Genomic DNA, 14680 nt, shown 5'->3' with positions numbered 1-14680 from the left:
CTTTTCTAAATAACAAACTTTGAGCAACATTTTACCGCAGATTTGCAAAGTAATAATTTTCAAAATCTACGAATTTGTGGTTTTTTTGTAACATTTTTAAATTTTTACGTATAATGATAGAAATGTCAACTTGTCATTTTCAAAATTTGGCTTGTATTTTGCTATTTACTTTATACTTTTATATTTCTAAAACTTAAAAATTATGATGACGTATTATATTATTATTGGAATTATTGCCCTTGCAAGTTGGATGGTTAGTTCAAAACTAAAGAGCAAGTTTACACATTATTCCCAAATTTCTTTAAGAAACGGAATGTCTGGAGCAGAAATTGCTGAAAAAATGCTTGCCGATCATGGTATTCGAGGCGTACAAGTTATTTCTACGCCAGGCCAATTGACGGATCATTACAACCCAATGGACAAAACCGTTAATCTTTCGGAAGCTGTTTATAACGAAAGAAACGCCGCTGCCGCTGCTGTTGCCGCTCATGAAGTTGGTCACGCTGTACAACACGCGCAAGCTTATAGTTGGTTAACAATGCGCTCTAAAATGGTGCCAATTGTAAATGTATCATCTTCAATGTCACAATGGCTAATAATGGGTGGATTAATACTTGGGATTGCTTCAAAAGGAACATCAATTGGTCTATATGTTGCAGTTGCAGGTTTAGTGTTGATGGCTATTGCGACAGCTTTTAGTTTTATCACTTTACCAGTAGAATATGATGCAAGCAATAGAGCTTTGGCTTGGTTAAAAAACAAAAATATGTTGAGCCAAGAAGAATTTGCGGGAGCAGAAGACGCATTAAAATGGGCCGCAAGAACATACGTTGTGGCTGCTTTAGGAGCATTAGCATCATTATTATATTGGGCTTTTCAAATATTAGGAAGAAGAGAATAATAAAGATATTTTTTCTTAAAAAACAAAAATCCGTTCACAATTTTCGAACGGATTTTTTTAGGTTTAAAAATGAAAGAAAGCATCTTCTATATGTTCCAACTTATATTCTTTATCTTCTTTATAAATGGAAACAATATCAAAGCGAACTTCAACATCTAAATCGCTCGAAATCACATATTCATTGATAGCTTTTACTAAAAGTTGGATTTTTTTTGGTTTAACGAAATCTTGAGGTAATCCAAATTCTATCGACGAACGTGTTTTGACTTCTACAACGGCAAGAATATTTTCTTTTTGAGCAATAATGTCAATTTCGGCTTTTTGAAAAGTCCAATTGGTTTCTAGAATTTCATAGCCATTTTGTTGCAGAAATTCTACAGCTAATTCTTCACCAAATTTTCCGAGTTCGATGTGTTCTGCCATTTTTTTAGTATTCAGTCGCAGTTATTAGTCGCAGTGTTTAGTTATTCAAAGATAACTTTACTTTCCAAATTATTTGCTTCTAACAAAATTTGTTTTCCAAAAATCAAGGCGCGATTATCGGCTAAATGACCCGCTGGAAAATTATAAATTACAGGAATATTGTAGTTTTTAGTAATATCGTCAATAATTTGAAGCGCATTTTTCCCCCAAGGAATTTCGTTGTCTTTCATTTTGGTCATGCCCCCCACAATAATTCCCTTAAGACTTTCTAGGCAACCATTGCGTTTTAGATTCATCATCATTCTATCGATATGGTATAAATATTCATCTAAATCTTCTATAAAAAGAATTTTATCGGAACAATCAATGGCCGATGGCGATCCAAACAAACTGTATAAAATAGATAAATTGCCACCAACTAATTCGCCTTTTGCAGTTCCAAGTCGGTTCATGTTTTCACATGGAACGGTGTATTCAAGATGTTCACCAAACAACGCTTTTCGTAAACTTTCTTTAGCTTCTTCTGAAGCTTTTGTACTAACAGGCATAATTCCATGAATAGATTGAAACCCCATAGTGTTCAAATGACTGTGTAAAACGGTAACATCGCTAAATCCAACAATCCACTTTGGGTTTTGTTTGAATTTTGTAAAATCTAATAAATCAATCATTCTCACAGTTCCATAACCGCCACGAACACACCAAATTGCTTTAATATTTGGATTGTCAAGTTGTGTTTGAAAATCGGCTGCACGTTGCTCATCTGTTCCTGCTAATTGATTTTTGTCTAATCCAATTGTGTTGCCAATAACTACTTCTAAACCCCAATTTTTTAACCAAGAAATAGCTGGTTGCAAGTTGTCTTCAATGTTTTTACGAGCGGTTGCAACGATTGCTATAGTGTCGCCTTTTTGTAAATAAGGGGGTGTAATCATCTTTTTTTGAGCTTGAATGTTAATTGAGAAAAGTGAGATTAGAATATAAAATATAAATTTCTTCATTTTTGATTTTAAAACAGAACTACAAATATATAAATTAAGTTGAATTGAAAACGATTACCCTAGCCCAGATAGCAGTGAAAATCCTTTTCTTTTTTTCTTTAAAAAAGAAAAGATTGCAACGGATAGCTGGAAATAGCTTCAAATAAAAAATCTATTGCTTATTTTTGCATCATATATATAGAATTTACAATGTTAGAAAATCCAAAAAGATATACTATTACGGCTGCATTGCCCTATACCAACGGACCAATTCACATAGGGCATTTAGCCGGAGTTTATGTCCCAAGTGATATTTATGCGCGTTATTTGAGACTTCAAGGCAAAGATGTGGCGTTCATTTGCGGTAGCGACGAACACGGCGTTGCTATTTCGATGAAAGCTAAGAAAGAAGGCATTACGCCGCAACAAGTTATTGATAAATACGATGGAATTATTCGCCAATCGTTTTTTGATTTCGGAATTTCGTTTGATAATTATTCAAGAACCTCTTCTAAAATTCATCACGATACAGCTTCTGAGTTTTTTAGAAAATTGTATGACAATGGCGATTTCATTGAAGAAGTAACCGAGCAATTGTATGATGCTAAAGCCGACCAGTTTCTTGCTGACCGATTTGTAATTGGAACTTGTCCGAAATGCGGCAACGAAGAAGCCTATGGCGATCAATGTGAAAAATGTGGTTCGACTTTAAATGCAACTGATTTAATCAATCCAAAATCTACAATTACAGGTGAAACACCTATTTTAAAATCGACTAAACACTGGTTTTTGCCTTTGGATAGATACGACGATTTCTTGAAAGAATGGATTTTAGTTGGTCACGCCAAAGATTGGAAAACAAATGTTCTTGGACAAGTAAAATCATGGTTAGATGACGGATTAAAACCGCGTGCTGTAACACGTGATTTGGATTGGGGAATTGATGTACCTGTTGAAGGTGCAGAGGGGAAAAAATTATATGTTTGGTTTGATGCTCCAATTGGATATATTTCTTCAACCAAAGAATGGGCAGCTCGTGAAGGGAAAGATTGGGAACTGTATTGGAAAGATAAACACACAAAATTGGTTCACTTTATTGGGAAAGATAATATTGTTTTTCATTGCATTATTTTCCCTGCGATGTTGAAAGCCGAAGGAAGTTTTATCTTGCCAGATAATGTCCCAGCAAATGAGTTTTTGAACTTGGAAGGCAACAAACTTTCTACTTCTAAAAACTGGGCAGTTTGGTTGCACGAATATTTGTTAGATTTTCCAGACAAGCAAGATTCTTTACGTTATGCACTTACTTCAAATGCGCCAGAAACCAAAGACAACGACTTTACTTGGAAAGATTTTCAAGCAAGAAATAATAATGAATTGGCTTCTATTTTTGGAAATTTCATTAATCGTGTAGTGGTTTTAACTAACAAATATTATGATGGATTTATTCCTGCGCCAAATGATTTTACACAAGTTGACGAACAAACTTTAGCCGAATTAAAAGCGTATCCAGCGGTAATTTCTTCATCAATCGAAAGATTCAGATTTAGAGAAGCTCAAGGAGAATTAATGAATGTAGCTCGTTTAGGAAATAAATATTTAGCCGACGAAGAGCCTTGGAAAATGGTAAAAGAAAATCCTGAACGAGTTAAAACACAAATGTATGTGGCATTACAAATCGCAGCTGCATTAAGAGTTTTGTCGGAACCTTTCTTACCATTTACAGCTTGCAAATTATCAGGAATTTTAAAAACCGATTTGAATTTGAGTTGGAAAGATGTTGCTGAAAGAAGTGATTTAATTCCTGCTGGGCACAAAATAGGTGAAGCTGAAATCTTATTTGCTCAAATAGAAGATGCCGAAATTCAAAAACAAATTGACAAACTAGAAGCTACAAAAGTGGCTAATAAAGCAGAAAATAAAGTGATTGAGCCACAAAAAGAAACAGCAACATTTGAAGATTTTTCAAAATTAGATTTACGTGTTGGAACGATTTTGGAAGCCGAAAAAATGCCAAAAGCCAACAAACTTTTAGTTTTAAAAGTTGATACTGGAATTGATGTGAGAACAATAGTTTCAGGAATTGCAGAACATTTTTCACCAGAAGAAGTGGTTGGAAAACGTGTTACGGTTTTAGTAAACTTAGCACCAAGAGCTTTACGCGGCGTTGAAAGTCAAGGCATGATTTTGATGACCAATAATGCTGAAGGAAAACTAGTTTTCGTAAATCCTGATGCTGATGGGGTTGAAAATGGAGTGTTGATTTCCTAAATAACTATTCATGAATCCAAAAATAATAGCTTTCGATGCCGACGATACGCTTTGGCACAACGAACCATATTTCGATGAAGCGCAAGCAAAATTCTGTGAACTTTTTGCTGATTATGCTTCCAATCAAGAAATTTTGCAATTGATTTTGAATCATCAAGTAAAAAATCTTCCGCTTTATGGTTTTGGAATTAAGGCGTTTGTTTTGTCTATGATAGAATCGGCTTTGGAGTTGACCAATCATCAAATATCAGGAAACGGGATTGAGAAAATCATCAAAATTGGGAAAGATTTATTGCAAAAACCTGTAGAACTTTTACCCGAAGTGGAAGATGTTTTACAACAATTAAAAGGAAAATATAAACTTGTTGTAGCAACCAAAGGCGATTTGAAAGACCAACATAGAAAATTACACGATTCTGGAATTGGACATTATTTTCATCACATCGAAGTAATGAGCGACAAAAAAGAATTGGATTACGAAAAAATGTTAGGTCGTTTAGATGTGAAACCTGAATACTTTATCATGATTGGAAACTCTTTAAAATCGGATGTCTTACCTGTTTTAAAAATTGGCGGGCATGGTTATCATATTGCCTATCACACCACTTGGGAATACGAAAAAATTGATTTTGAAATAGAACACGATAATTTCAAATCACTAGAAAAAATCTCAGATGTTTTACCAATTTTATTGAAATAACGTAACAATGTATTACCGCAAATTACTTTATTAACTAAAAAGAAAATTTGCGAATTTGCGGTAAAATTATTTTCCATGAAACAAAAACTCAACCTAGAAACCTGGAATCGTAAAGAACATTTTCTGTTTTTCAAACAAATGGAAGAACCTTTTTTTGGCGTAACCATAACTGTTGATTGTACCAAAGCTTATGAAAAAGCCAAAGAAATAGGGGTTTCGTTTTTTACCTTTTATTTGCATAAAACTTTGGTTGCAGTAAATTCCATCGAACCTTTTCGTTATCGAATTTTAAATGATGAGGTTTATATTTTTGATAGAATTGATGTTTCCTCTACGATTTTGCGTGAAGATAAAACGTTTGGATTTTCACAAATTGCATTTTCTGAATATTTAAATGAATTTGCAGAAAACACCAAAAATGAAATTGCAAGAATTCAATCTACAACTGGACTTTTCACAAGAGAATATTCAGAAAATCTAATTCATTTTTCGGCATTGCCTTGGATTAACTTTACTTCATTTTCACATGCAAGAAGTTTTTCGTGGCCAGATAGTTGTCCAAAAATATCTTTCGGCAAAATGGTGGATGAAAATGGCAAAAAAACCATGTCAATGTCCATTCACGTGCATCACGGATTGATGGATGGTTATCATGTTGGAGAATTTATTGAATTATTTCAAAAGTTAATGAACAATTAGAAAAAGTAAGACCAGTTTTCACCATCGCTTATTACAATAATTGTTTTTAAATCACCTGTATTTGGTAATTTTAAATAAGAAGGATTGCCAATTCCATCAGGATAGGTTGCATTCATTGAATTTTTTGGAAAAAATTTACTCGTTCCTGCCGAATATAAAAACGCCCAATTTACAGAAGCAATATTTCTAATTATGTAAATTCTGCCTGGAACTGTTGCTGCATCTGGAAGTTCAAAATCATTGTTAGCACCACTTGGTGAAAGTGAAATATAAACACCGTCATTAATAGGGGTTTTATTGGCAAAAGTTCCACCATTGAAAATCGCTGAACCTACAACATTTGGATTTACAATTCCAATTTCTTTTACATTCAAATTCCCATTGATATCTAATGTGCTCAATGGAGTTGAGGTGTTAATTCCAACTTGAGAAAAGCCAAATTGATAAAAAAGAAAGAAAGAAATGACTAAAAAGAAAGGTTTTATATGAGACATAGTGCGTTATTAGCTATAATTAAAATAAAGGTACTAAAAAATGTAGTAATTACTTATTTAAATTTCCGCGAAATCGTTTTCGTGTTAAAAAGTTATTAGAGTTGTAAGTTTGTCTTTTTAGTAAAAATAAAAAAGCGACAGAATGTTTCTTCTATCGCTTTTCAAAAGTAAAGAACAATTGCTTTAAAAAGCGTTCAACAATGAAATAATGTCGTCGCCATAATTTAATGTTCTACTTTCTCCAAAATTTTTCACTTTTTTAAGTTCGTCCAAATTCTGTGGTTTCTCTTTTGCAATTGAAATTAAATGTGAATTGTGGCAAATTCTAATAGCCGACCAACCTAATTTTTGAGCTAAATCATGTCGCCATTGTTTTAAGGCAGTGAAGATTTTCTCCTCTTTTTCGTTAAGCTCGATAACTTCTTTTTGAATTGAATTTGCTTTTTTTGGTTCATAAAAAACTACCGCTGACCAAAAATCAACCGTTCCTGTGGTTACAAAATTTGTGGAAGTAAGTTTTACTTCTACCGAATCTAAAAACGCATTCATTTTGCTTTGATCGTTTTGACAGTTTTCCTTATCTAATCGAATATTAAATACTTTGATGTTCATAGTGACACTTTTTCCGTTAGACTATTTTCCTAAAAGCAACAAATCTGTAACAACAATCTCTGTTATGTAACGTTTGTTTCCGTCTTTGTCGTCATAACTTCTGTGCGTTAGTTTTCCTTCAATAGCAATTTCTTTACCTTTTATAACGTACTTATCTATTAAGTCTGCCAGTTTTCCCCATGCGGTAATTCGATGCCATTCGGTTTGTTCCACTTTTTCGCCTTTATTGTTGGTGTAATTTTCATTGGTAGCCAACGTAATGTTTGCTAACTTTTTTCCACCTTCAAAAGTTTTGATTTCAGGTTCTTGTCCTACGTGTCCTATTAATTGTACTTTGTTTTTTAATGCATTCATGGCGTGTAAAATTTAAAATTGTTTTTGTTATGTAAATTATTGATTTTTGACATTGCAATTGAAATTAATTTTTGCAATTGATATTGAAAACTATTTGTTCATCAAAACTAGTTCGTTGGCAACTACTTCAGTTATATAGCGTTTGTTTCCGTCTTTGTCGTCATAACTTCTGTGCGTTAGTTTTCCTTCGATAGCAATTTCTTTTCCTTTGGTTACATATTTTTCGATAATGTCGGCTGTTTTTCCCCAAGCACTTACTCGGTGCCATTCGGTTTTTTCGGCTTTATCACCGTTTTCTTTGTAATATACTTCGCTTGTAGCAATAGTAATGCTGGCAAGTTTTCTTCCACCTTCAAAGGTTTTGATTTCAGGTTCTTGACCTACGTTTCCGATTAATTGTACTTTGTTTCTCATGGCGTGTAAAAATTTAATTGTTATTATTTTTAATTATCTGTTGTCGGTTGTGAGTTATCAGTTTCTCATTTCCGACGATGCAAAGTTGTGGCGAGTTGCAAATTTTATTCGGTTGATAACCATTTAATTTCGGTTGTAAATGTTTGTAAGCGTTTGTAAACGGAAAATAATTTATATATTTGTTTGATTTTTAAAGAATTGTGGCTGGTAAATTATCTTTATATTTTTTTTAGAAATTTATAAGAAATACAAAAGACAAAACCCATCTAGCCCTGTTTGCAGTGGCATCTCGTCTTTTGGGACGAGATAGAACGAAAAGCAGGAATTAGGTAACCAAAAATACCAGAGCCACCTGTCTGCCGACAGGCAGGTTCGCTCCTAAAAATATATAGAACTATGAGCAAAAACTGTTTAGAATGTGGTGAAAAAATTGTAGGTCGTGAGGACAAAAAGTTCTGTAGCGATGGTTGTCGCAATGCTTACAATAACAAAATTAACAAGGATAGCAATAATTATATGCGTAATGTGAATAACAAATTGCGTAAAAATTACCGAATTTTGTCGGATGCAAATCCGGATGGGAAATCGAAAATTACCAAAACTAAATTGCTAAGCAAAGGTTTCGATTTTGAGTATTTTACCAATATGTTGACTACAAATACGGGTAATACTTATCATTTTGTGTACGATCAAGGCTATCGTTTTTTGGAAAATGATTATTATATGTTGGTAAAAAAAGAATATTAATAAGTACGAGGTTCTATATATGAAGTACAAAATAAAAGGGTTACGATAAATGAAAAAAAATTACTCAATTGAGTCTATGTTGGTTCTCTTGGCACTTTTGATAGGTGTCTTTTACTTCATAATGCCACAAGATTATGATACTACTGAAGCGCCACTTTCGGAGTTTTCTACCAAAAGAGCTTTGGTAAAAGTGAAACAAATGACTAAAGAACCGCATTATGTTGGTTCTAAAAATCATGAAGTTGTCGCTCAATATTTGGTAAATGAATTGGAGGATTTAGGATTGCAAACCAACCTTCAAGAAGGTTTTACGATGACTGAAAAAGGAACGTTGGTTTATTCTAAAAATATTTTAACAAAAATAAAAGGTTCTGCCAACACAAAGGCTTTATTGTTGCTTTCGCATTATGATTCAGCACCGCATTCTTTTTCTAAAGGTGCAAGTGATGATGCTTCTGGTGTTGCAACAATTTTGGAAAGTGTTCGGGCTTTTTTGCATAACAAGACTAAGCATAAAAACGATATTATCATCTTATTTTCTGATGCGGAAGAATTGGGATTGAACGGAGCTGCACTTTTTGTTACCAAGCATAAATGGGCAAAAGAAGTGGGATTGGTGTTAAATTTTGAAGCGCGTGGTTCGGGCGGGCCAAGTTATATGTTGATGGAGACCAACCAAGGAAATGCCAAAATGGTAGATGCTTTTAGTGATGGAAATGTTGATTATCCAGCATCTAATTCGTTGATGTACAGTATTTATAAAATGTTGCCTAATGATACTGATTTGACTGTTTTTAGAGAAAGCGGAAAAATTCAAGGGTACAATTTTGCTTTTATTGACGACCATTTTGACTATCATACTTCGCAAGATACTTATGAGAATTTGAATCCGAAAACTTTGGCACATCAAGGAACGTATTTATTTCCGTTACTTAATTATTTTTCAAATGCAGATTTGACCAATTTGAATTCGGGCGAAGACAAAATCTATTTCAATATTCCATTTACATTTGTAAACTATCCATTTACATGGATTTTTCCAATGTTGATTGTTGGGTTTTTGTTGTTTTTTGGAGCAGTATTTATTGGATTAGGCAAACAAGTTTTACGAATAGATTTGATTATCAAAGGATTTTCACCTCTTCTAGCGACACTTATTGTAGCTGGCGGCATCACTTTTTTTGGATGGAAAATGTTTCTTTTCATATATCCACAATACAATGATATTTTACACGGATTCACCTATAACGGTCACGATTATATTTACGGATTTGTGAGTTTGACTTTGGCAATTTGTTTCTTTTTTTACAAAAATAGCGGAAATATAAATCCAGAAATGAATAAAATGATTGCGCCAATGTTGATTTGGTTGGTGATTAATACATCAATTGCATTTTATTTAAAAGGCGCAGGTTTCTTGATAATTCCTGTAATTTCTAGTTTGATAATGTTGCTTTATTTTGTGTTTACGCAAAAGTCGAGTTGGTTATTAAATCTCATTTTGGCAATACCAACTTTAGCAATTTTACCACCATTTATTCAAATGTTTCCTGTTGGATTAGGATTGAAAATTTTAGTTGGCAGTGCTGTTTTGACGGTTTTAAGTTTTACACTATTATTACCAATTTTTGGGACTATTACAAATAAAAATCGTTGGTCAATGTTGTTCTTACTTCTTTCGATAGGTTTGTTTGTAAAAGCGCATCAATCATCAGGATATGTTTATGGAAAAGCAAAACCGAATAGTTTGGTTTATGTTTTAAACGCAGATACAAATAAAGCAAATTGGGCAACTTATGACACCAATTTAGACGAATGGACAAAAGGATATTTAGGTGAAAAACCAAAAGATGCCAAATCATTAAACACCAATAAAATGTACAGTAAATACGGTTCACAATATACTTTTATGGCTAATGCCGAAGTTAAGAATGTAGCAAAACCAACCATTGAATTTTTAAAAGATTCAACAATAGGAAGCCGACGTTATTTGAAAATTGTGATTACTCCTAATAGAAAAGTAAATCGTTACGACATTTTTTCTAATTCTGAAATTACAAATTTGAAAGCAAACGGTGTAAAATCGATTGATTTAGAAAGTAAAATTTCTGGAAAAGTTAGCAATAAAATGTTGAGTTATTATGTGGTAGATGATATACCGCTTGAACTTCAATTTTCGATTTCTAGTTCGGAAAAATTAGACATGAATTTGGTTGAAAGTTCGTTCGATTTAATGACCAATCCGCAATTTAGCATGGCAAAAAGACGCAATTGGATGATTCCAACGCCTTTTGTATTAACAGACGCAGTCATTATCAAGCAAAAAATAAAACCGACGCCAATAGTTGAAATTGTTGAGTAATCGAATTATTAAAATTAATAGCTCATCTCGACAATTTCACGTACTTTTTCTAAAGTGATATTTTGTTTTTCGCCTAAACCTTTCCAACCTCTTTCTTCAAAACGATTTACAATAAAATCGGCTGTATTTTCAATGTTTTCGGCGTTTTCAGAGATTTTGGTTTTCATTCCCATTATGTGGAAAAATTCTATTGTTTTTTCAATAGCTTGATGTGCCGTTTCATCGACTGTGTTTCTTGAAATATTCCAAACTCTTTCACCGTATTGTGCTAGTTTGTCTTTTTTGGTTTCAAACATTACTTTGTATAAGTTTGGACCGATAATCGCCAATGTTCTAGCGTGGTCGATTTCGTATAAAGCGGTTAATTCGTGACCAATCATGTGTGTTGCCCAATCAGAAGGAACACCTTTTTGAATCAAACCGTTCAATGCCATTGTAGCGCACCAAACAAAATTAGAAGCCAATTTGTAATCACCAGGATTTTCTACGACACTTGGACCAACTTCTATTAAAGTTTTTAAAATACTTTCTGCTAATCTATCTTGTAAAAGTGCATCGTGAGGAAACGTTAAATATTGTTCCATAACGTGTGTAAAGGCATCCACAACACCATTTTGAAGCTGTCTTTTTGGTAACGAAGTAATTACGGTTGGATCAACAATAGAAAATCTTGGAAATAATGCGCTTCCGCCAAGCGTTAGTTTTTCTTGTGTCGCTTCTATAGTTACAACAGCACCAGAATTCATTTCGGAACCTGTTGCTGGCAAAGTTAAAACCGTTCCAAACGGAACAACGGCTTTAGTATCTTTAAATAAAATTCTTTTTCTAAGAATGTCTTCTTCATTTCCATCAAAATTGACAGCAGCCGAAATAAATTTCACGCCATCAATAACACTTCCACCACCAACTGCTAGGATAAAATCGATTTTTTGTTCTCGAATTATTTGAACGGCTTTCATCAAAGTTTCAAATCTTGGATTGGGTTCAATGCCACCAAATTCAACGATTTCAAAACCTTTTAAAGCGTTTTTAACTTGCTCATAAACACCATTTTTGAAAATGCTTCCACCACCAAAAGCCATAAGCACTTTGCTGTTAGCAGGAACAAGTTCAGAAAGTTTAGCGATTTGGTCTTTACCAAAAATATAATTTACAGGATTGTATAATTCGAAGTTAAGCATAAGTAGTTTGTATTTAGATTACAAAGTTACAAAACGCTTACTGGAACAAGTGGTAAAGGAATGTTAAGTTATTTTACTTCTTATAAAAATTATTATGATCCACATATTCCCAAACTTTTTCGGACAATAATGGTTTTATGTTTTTTTTGTTTTTGATGTTTTCTCTAATAAAAGTTGATGATATTTCAACAATCGGAGCATCTATCTTGTGAATTCTTGGATGTTTTTTCAAGTCTAAATTTTCTGCTTCTTCTGAAATTCTTGGATAAATATAAATATCGTGATTGTCTAAAATGAATTCATAGTTTTTCCATTTATGAAGCGAATTCAGATTGTCTTCACCCATAATTAGGGAAAACTCATGTTGCGGAAATTTGTCTTTAAGATGCGCTAATGTATTTACGGTATAATTAGGTTGTGATAATTTGAATTCAATATCAGAAGGTTTTATTTTTGAATACTCTTCAGTTGCTAAAAACACCAAATGCAATCGTTGGAAATCATCGAGTAAGGTGTTTTTTTGCTTCAGCGGATTGTGTGGCGTTACGACCATCCAAATTTGTTCTAAATCGGAATGTTCTGCCATGTGATTGGCGATAATCAAATGCCCAATATGAATTGGGTTGAAAGTTCCAAAATAGAGTCCGATTTTCATTTTTACTTAAATTGAGTTTTACACTAATGGCACAAATTTACACCAATTATTTACTGTTTCAATTTCACTAATTCAAAATTCGTGTATTCGGTTTAGTTTGATTACAATTTGTGTTAATTTGTGAAATTTGTGTCTTTTTTTTTATCAAAAATATAAAAATAGATTTGTATAAAAATGATTCTTTACTTTTGTTTGGAATAAGAAGTTCAAATCATGACAAAATTGGAGTTAAGAAAAAAATATAAATCGTTGCGTGAGTCATTTTCGGTCAACGAAATTGAAGAAAAAAGCCTTGCAATTGCGAATCATTTGATAAAAATGGATTTGTGGAGTAAAACCTATTTTCATTTATTTCTAACTATAGAAGAACAAAAAGAAGTTGATACTGAATTTATCCTGCAAGTTTTAGCTGGAAAAGACAAAGAAATTGTGGTTTCAAAAAGTGATTTTGCAACGTTTGAAATGACACATTATCTGCTAACCGATAATACCAAATTCAAAAAAAACAACTACAATATTGCAGAACCAATAGATGGAATTGAAGTGCCTGTTTCTAAAATTGAAGTAGTATTTGTTCCACTTTTAGCTTATGATGAAAAAGGAAATAGAGTAGGTTATGGTAAAGGATTTTATGACAAATTTCTTTCAAAATGTAATCCTGAAACCATTAAAATCGGCTTCTCTTTCTTTGAATCAGAAGAAACTATTGAAGATATTTCGGTTACAGATATCAAACTGGACTTTTGCATAACTCCAAATAGAATTATTTCTTTTTAGGAATTAATTTGCCCAATAATGTTTTTCTCCGAATGCTTTTTTGTTGAAGAAAATTAAAATTCCAACACCAGTCGAAATTGCAAAATCAGCTACGTTAAAGATTGCGTTGAAAAAAGTAAATGGTTTTCCGCCCCAAACAGGAATCCAACTTGGTAAAGTTCCTTGCCAAATTGGAAAGTAAAACATATCGACTACTTTACCATGAAACCACGTTCCATATGGATTTGGGTTATTAAAAGTAGCTAATTGATGATGGCTATCATTGAAAATAACTCCATAAAATACTGAATCAATTATGTTTCCTAGAGCTCCAGCAAATATTAATGAAATGGCAACAAGCAAGTAATTTGAGCCATTTTCTCTTTCTGCTTTCCAAAGCCAATAGCCAATTCCAGAAATAGCTACTAAACGGAAAAGAGTTAAGAATAATTTACCGTATTCACCAGGTATTTTTGTTCCCCAAGCCATTCCTTCGTTTTCAATAAAAAGAATTTTAAACCAACGAAATACTTCAACATCTTCACCCAGAATAAAGTTAGTTTTGACAAATACTTTTGAAAATTGATCGATGATTAATATAAAAACAATAAAGAAATAGGCTTTTGTAAGTCTCATTTATATAAAATTTGTTTGCAAAAGTAATTAAATTCCAAAAAAGAAATTCCAAATCCCAAAATTTAATTAAAAGAATGGAATTTGGAATTGCGTAATTTGTTTTTTCAAACTATTATCGTTGCATATTTTTAGCTTCGATACTCATTGTTGCATGAGGAACGATTTTTAATCTTTCTTTACCGATTAATTTTCCGCTTACTTTACAAACACCGTACGTTTTATTTTCCACACGGAAAAGTGCATTTTTAAGGTCACGAATGAATTTTTCTTGACGAATGGCTAATTGTGAATTCGCTTCTTTACTCATTGTTTCGCTTCCTTCCTCAAATGCTTTGAATGTTGGTGACGTATCGTCGGTTCCATTATTCAAATCATTCATGTAAGCACTTTTGATTAATTCTAAATCATTTTGTGCTTTCTCAATTTTATTTAAGATAATTTCTTTAAACTCTGCTAAATCAGCATCAGAGTATCTCATCATTTCTTCAATCATCT

General features: G+C 32.8%; 17 protein-coding genes. 7 read left to right on the top strand and 10 right to left on the bottom strand.

Annotation, left to right across the window (positions count from 1 at the left end):
- The first annotated feature begins 202 nt into the window (after positions 1 to 202).
- The gene (locus ACIQ66_RS00230; protein ID WP_396210806.1) at positions 203 to 901 is read left to right on the top strand and encodes a zinc metallopeptidase; all 699 of its coding nucleotides are present in this window, start codon (positions 203 to 205) and stop codon (positions 899 to 901) included.
- A gap of 63 nt (positions 902 to 964) precedes the next feature.
- On the opposite strand, the gene ACIQ66_RS00225 is transcribed toward ACIQ66_RS00230, so the two are convergent.
- The gene (locus tag ACIQ66_RS00225; protein WP_396210805.1) at positions 965 to 1324 is read right to left on the bottom strand and encodes a YraN family protein; all 360 of its coding nucleotides are present in this window, start codon (positions 1322 to 1324) and stop codon (positions 965 to 967) included.
- A 41-nt stretch (positions 1325 to 1365) separates the two neighbouring features.
- Positions 1366 to 2259 carry an LD-carboxypeptidase gene (locus ACIQ66_RS00220; RefSeq protein WP_396210900.1) on the bottom strand — a complete coding sequence of 298 codons (894 nt, stop codon included), beginning with the start codon at positions 2257 to 2259 and terminating at the stop codon, positions 1366 to 1368.
- A gap of 255 nt (positions 2260 to 2514) precedes the next feature.
- Here ACIQ66_RS00220 and metG point away from each other — a divergent pair, with 255 nt between their 5' ends.
- From metG to ACIQ66_RS00205, 3 genes are all read left to right on the top strand, one after another.
- Positions 2515 to 4575, top strand: coding sequence for a methionine--tRNA ligase (gene metG / locus ACIQ66_RS00215; protein WP_396210804.1), 2061 nt, complete (start codon positions 2515 to 2517; stop codon positions 4573 to 4575).
- Between the two features lie 10 nt (positions 4576 to 4585).
- A complete protein-coding gene (locus tag ACIQ66_RS00210) occupies positions 4586 to 5275 on the top strand; it encodes an HAD family hydrolase (protein WP_396210803.1) in 690 nt (229 codons plus the stop codon).
- A gap of 75 nt (positions 5276 to 5350) precedes the next feature.
- Positions 5351 to 5974, top strand: coding sequence for a CatA-like O-acetyltransferase (locus tag ACIQ66_RS00205; RefSeq protein WP_396210802.1), 624 nt, complete (start codon positions 5351 to 5353; stop codon positions 5972 to 5974).
- Here the strand turns inward: ACIQ66_RS00205 and ACIQ66_RS00200 are convergent.
- The 4 genes from ACIQ66_RS00200 to ACIQ66_RS00185 form a co-directional block, all read right to left on the bottom strand.
- Positions 5971 to 6468 (bottom strand): hypothetical protein, encoded by a 498-nt coding sequence (locus ACIQ66_RS00200; protein WP_396210801.1) that lies wholly within the window; start codon positions 6466 to 6468, stop codon positions 5971 to 5973. The two genes, ACIQ66_RS00205 and ACIQ66_RS00200, sit on opposite strands and share 4 nt — an antisense overlap.
- Positions 6469 to 6651: 183 nt before the next feature.
- Positions 6652 to 7080, bottom strand: coding sequence for an HRDC domain-containing protein (locus tag ACIQ66_RS00195; RefSeq protein ID WP_396210800.1), 429 nt, complete (start codon positions 7078 to 7080; stop codon positions 6652 to 6654).
- A gap of 21 nt (positions 7081 to 7101) precedes the next feature.
- Entirely contained in the window at positions 7102 to 7434 is a 333-nt protein-coding gene (locus ACIQ66_RS00190; RefSeq protein WP_396210799.1) for a single-stranded DNA-binding protein, read from the bottom strand.
- A 90-nt stretch (positions 7435 to 7524) separates the two neighbouring features.
- A complete protein-coding gene (locus ACIQ66_RS00185; RefSeq protein ID WP_396210798.1) occupies positions 7525 to 7848 on the bottom strand; it encodes a single-stranded DNA-binding protein in 324 nt (107 codons plus the stop codon).
- A gap of 396 nt (positions 7849 to 8244) precedes the next feature.
- Between ACIQ66_RS00185 and ACIQ66_RS00180 the strand changes: the two genes are divergently transcribed.
- The gene (locus ACIQ66_RS00180; protein ID WP_396210797.1) at positions 8245 to 8595 is read left to right on the top strand and encodes a hypothetical protein; all 351 of its coding nucleotides are present in this window, start codon (positions 8245 to 8247) and stop codon (positions 8593 to 8595) included.
- A 49-nt stretch (positions 8596 to 8644) separates the two neighbouring features.
- Positions 8645 to 10957, top strand: a complete 2313-nt coding sequence (locus ACIQ66_RS00175) for a M20/M25/M40 family metallo-hydrolase (RefSeq protein WP_396210796.1) — start codon at positions 8645 to 8647, stop codon at positions 10955 to 10957.
- A 14-nt stretch (positions 10958 to 10971) separates the two neighbouring features.
- Here ACIQ66_RS00175 and ACIQ66_RS00170 read toward each other — a convergent pair whose 3' ends face one another.
- Positions 10972 to 12138, bottom strand: coding sequence for an iron-containing alcohol dehydrogenase (locus tag ACIQ66_RS00170; RefSeq protein ID WP_396210795.1), 1167 nt, complete (start codon positions 12136 to 12138; stop codon positions 10972 to 10974).
- A 73-nt stretch (positions 12139 to 12211) separates the two neighbouring features.
- Positions 12212 to 12793, bottom strand: coding sequence for a nicotinate (nicotinamide) nucleotide adenylyltransferase (gene nadD / locus ACIQ66_RS00165; RefSeq protein WP_396210794.1), 582 nt, complete (start codon positions 12791 to 12793; stop codon positions 12212 to 12214).
- Between the two features lie 213 nt (positions 12794 to 13006).
- Here nadD and ACIQ66_RS00160 point away from each other — a divergent pair, with 213 nt between their 5' ends.
- Positions 13007 to 13570 carry a 5-formyltetrahydrofolate cyclo-ligase gene (locus ACIQ66_RS00160; RefSeq protein ID WP_396210793.1) on the top strand — a complete coding sequence of 188 codons (564 nt, stop codon included), beginning with the start codon at positions 13007 to 13009 and terminating at the stop codon, positions 13568 to 13570.
- Positions 13571 to 13573: 3 nt separating this feature from the next.
- Here ACIQ66_RS00160 and ACIQ66_RS00155 read toward each other — a convergent pair whose 3' ends face one another.
- Positions 13574 to 14185 (bottom strand): lipoprotein signal peptidase, encoded by a 612-nt coding sequence (locus ACIQ66_RS00155; protein WP_396210792.1) that lies wholly within the window; start codon positions 14183 to 14185, stop codon positions 13574 to 13576.
- A 112-nt stretch (positions 14186 to 14297) separates the two neighbouring features.
- Positions 14298 to 14678: a TraR/DksA family transcriptional regulator gene (locus ACIQ66_RS00150; RefSeq protein ID WP_396210791.1), complete on the bottom strand. Its 381-nt coding sequence runs from the start codon at positions 14676 to 14678 to the stop codon at positions 14298 to 14300.
- Positions 14679 to 14680: the final 2 nt, after the last annotated feature.

Origin of the sequence: Flavobacterium sp. (genome assembly GCF_044377315.1) — a bacterium.
Lineage (GTDB): Bacteria > Bacteroidota > Bacteroidia > Flavobacteriales > Flavobacteriaceae > Flavobacterium.
Note: the sequence above shows the minus strand (reverse complement) of the source record. Positions and strands in the feature narration are given on the sequence as shown.

Coding starts and splice junctions, on each gene's coding strand:
- ACIQ66_RS00230 (WP_396210806.1), top strand. CDS start 203: ATGATGACGTATTATATTATTATTGGAATTATTGCCCTTGCAAGTTGG.
- ACIQ66_RS00225 (WP_396210805.1), bottom strand. CDS start 1,324: ATGGCAGAACACATCGAACTCGGAAAATTTGGTGAAGAATTAGCTGTA.
- ACIQ66_RS00220 (WP_396210900.1), bottom strand. CDS start 2,259: ATGATTACACCCCCTTATTTACAAAAAGGCGACACTATAGCAATCGTT.
- metG (WP_396210804.1), top strand. CDS start 2,515: ATGTTAGAAAATCCAAAAAGATATACTATTACGGCTGCATTGCCCTAT.
- ACIQ66_RS00210 (WP_396210803.1), top strand. CDS start 4,586: ATGAATCCAAAAATAATAGCTTTCGATGCCGACGATACGCTTTGGCAC.
- ACIQ66_RS00205 (WP_396210802.1), top strand. CDS start 5,351: ATGAAACAAAAACTCAACCTAGAAACCTGGAATCGTAAAGAACATTTT.
- ACIQ66_RS00200 (WP_396210801.1), bottom strand. CDS start 6,468: ATGTCTCATATAAAACCTTTCTTTTTAGTCATTTCTTTCTTTCTTTTT.
- ACIQ66_RS00195 (WP_396210800.1), bottom strand. CDS start 7,080: ATGAACATCAAAGTATTTAATATTCGATTAGATAAGGAAAACTGTCAA.
- ACIQ66_RS00190 (WP_396210799.1), bottom strand. CDS start 7,434: ATGAATGCATTAAAAAACAAAGTACAATTAATAGGACACGTAGGACAA.
- ACIQ66_RS00185 (WP_396210798.1), bottom strand. CDS start 7,848: ATGAGAAACAAAGTACAATTAATCGGAAACGTAGGTCAAGAACCTGAA.
- ACIQ66_RS00180 (WP_396210797.1), top strand. CDS start 8,245: ATGAGCAAAAACTGTTTAGAATGTGGTGAAAAAATTGTAGGTCGTGAG.
- ACIQ66_RS00175 (WP_396210796.1), top strand. CDS start 8,645: ATGAAAAAAAATTACTCAATTGAGTCTATGTTGGTTCTCTTGGCACTT.
- ACIQ66_RS00170 (WP_396210795.1), bottom strand. CDS start 12,138: ATGCTTAACTTCGAATTATACAATCCTGTAAATTATATTTTTGGTAAA.
- nadD (WP_396210794.1), bottom strand. CDS start 12,793: ATGAAAATCGGACTCTATTTTGGAACTTTCAACCCAATTCATATTGGG.
- ACIQ66_RS00160 (WP_396210793.1), top strand. CDS start 13,007: ATGACAAAATTGGAGTTAAGAAAAAAATATAAATCGTTGCGTGAGTCA.
- ACIQ66_RS00155 (WP_396210792.1), bottom strand. CDS start 14,185: ATGAGACTTACAAAAGCCTATTTCTTTATTGTTTTTATATTAATCATC.
- ACIQ66_RS00150 (WP_396210791.1), bottom strand. CDS start 14,678: ATGATTGAAGAAATGATGAGATACTCTGATGCTGATTTAGCAGAGTTT.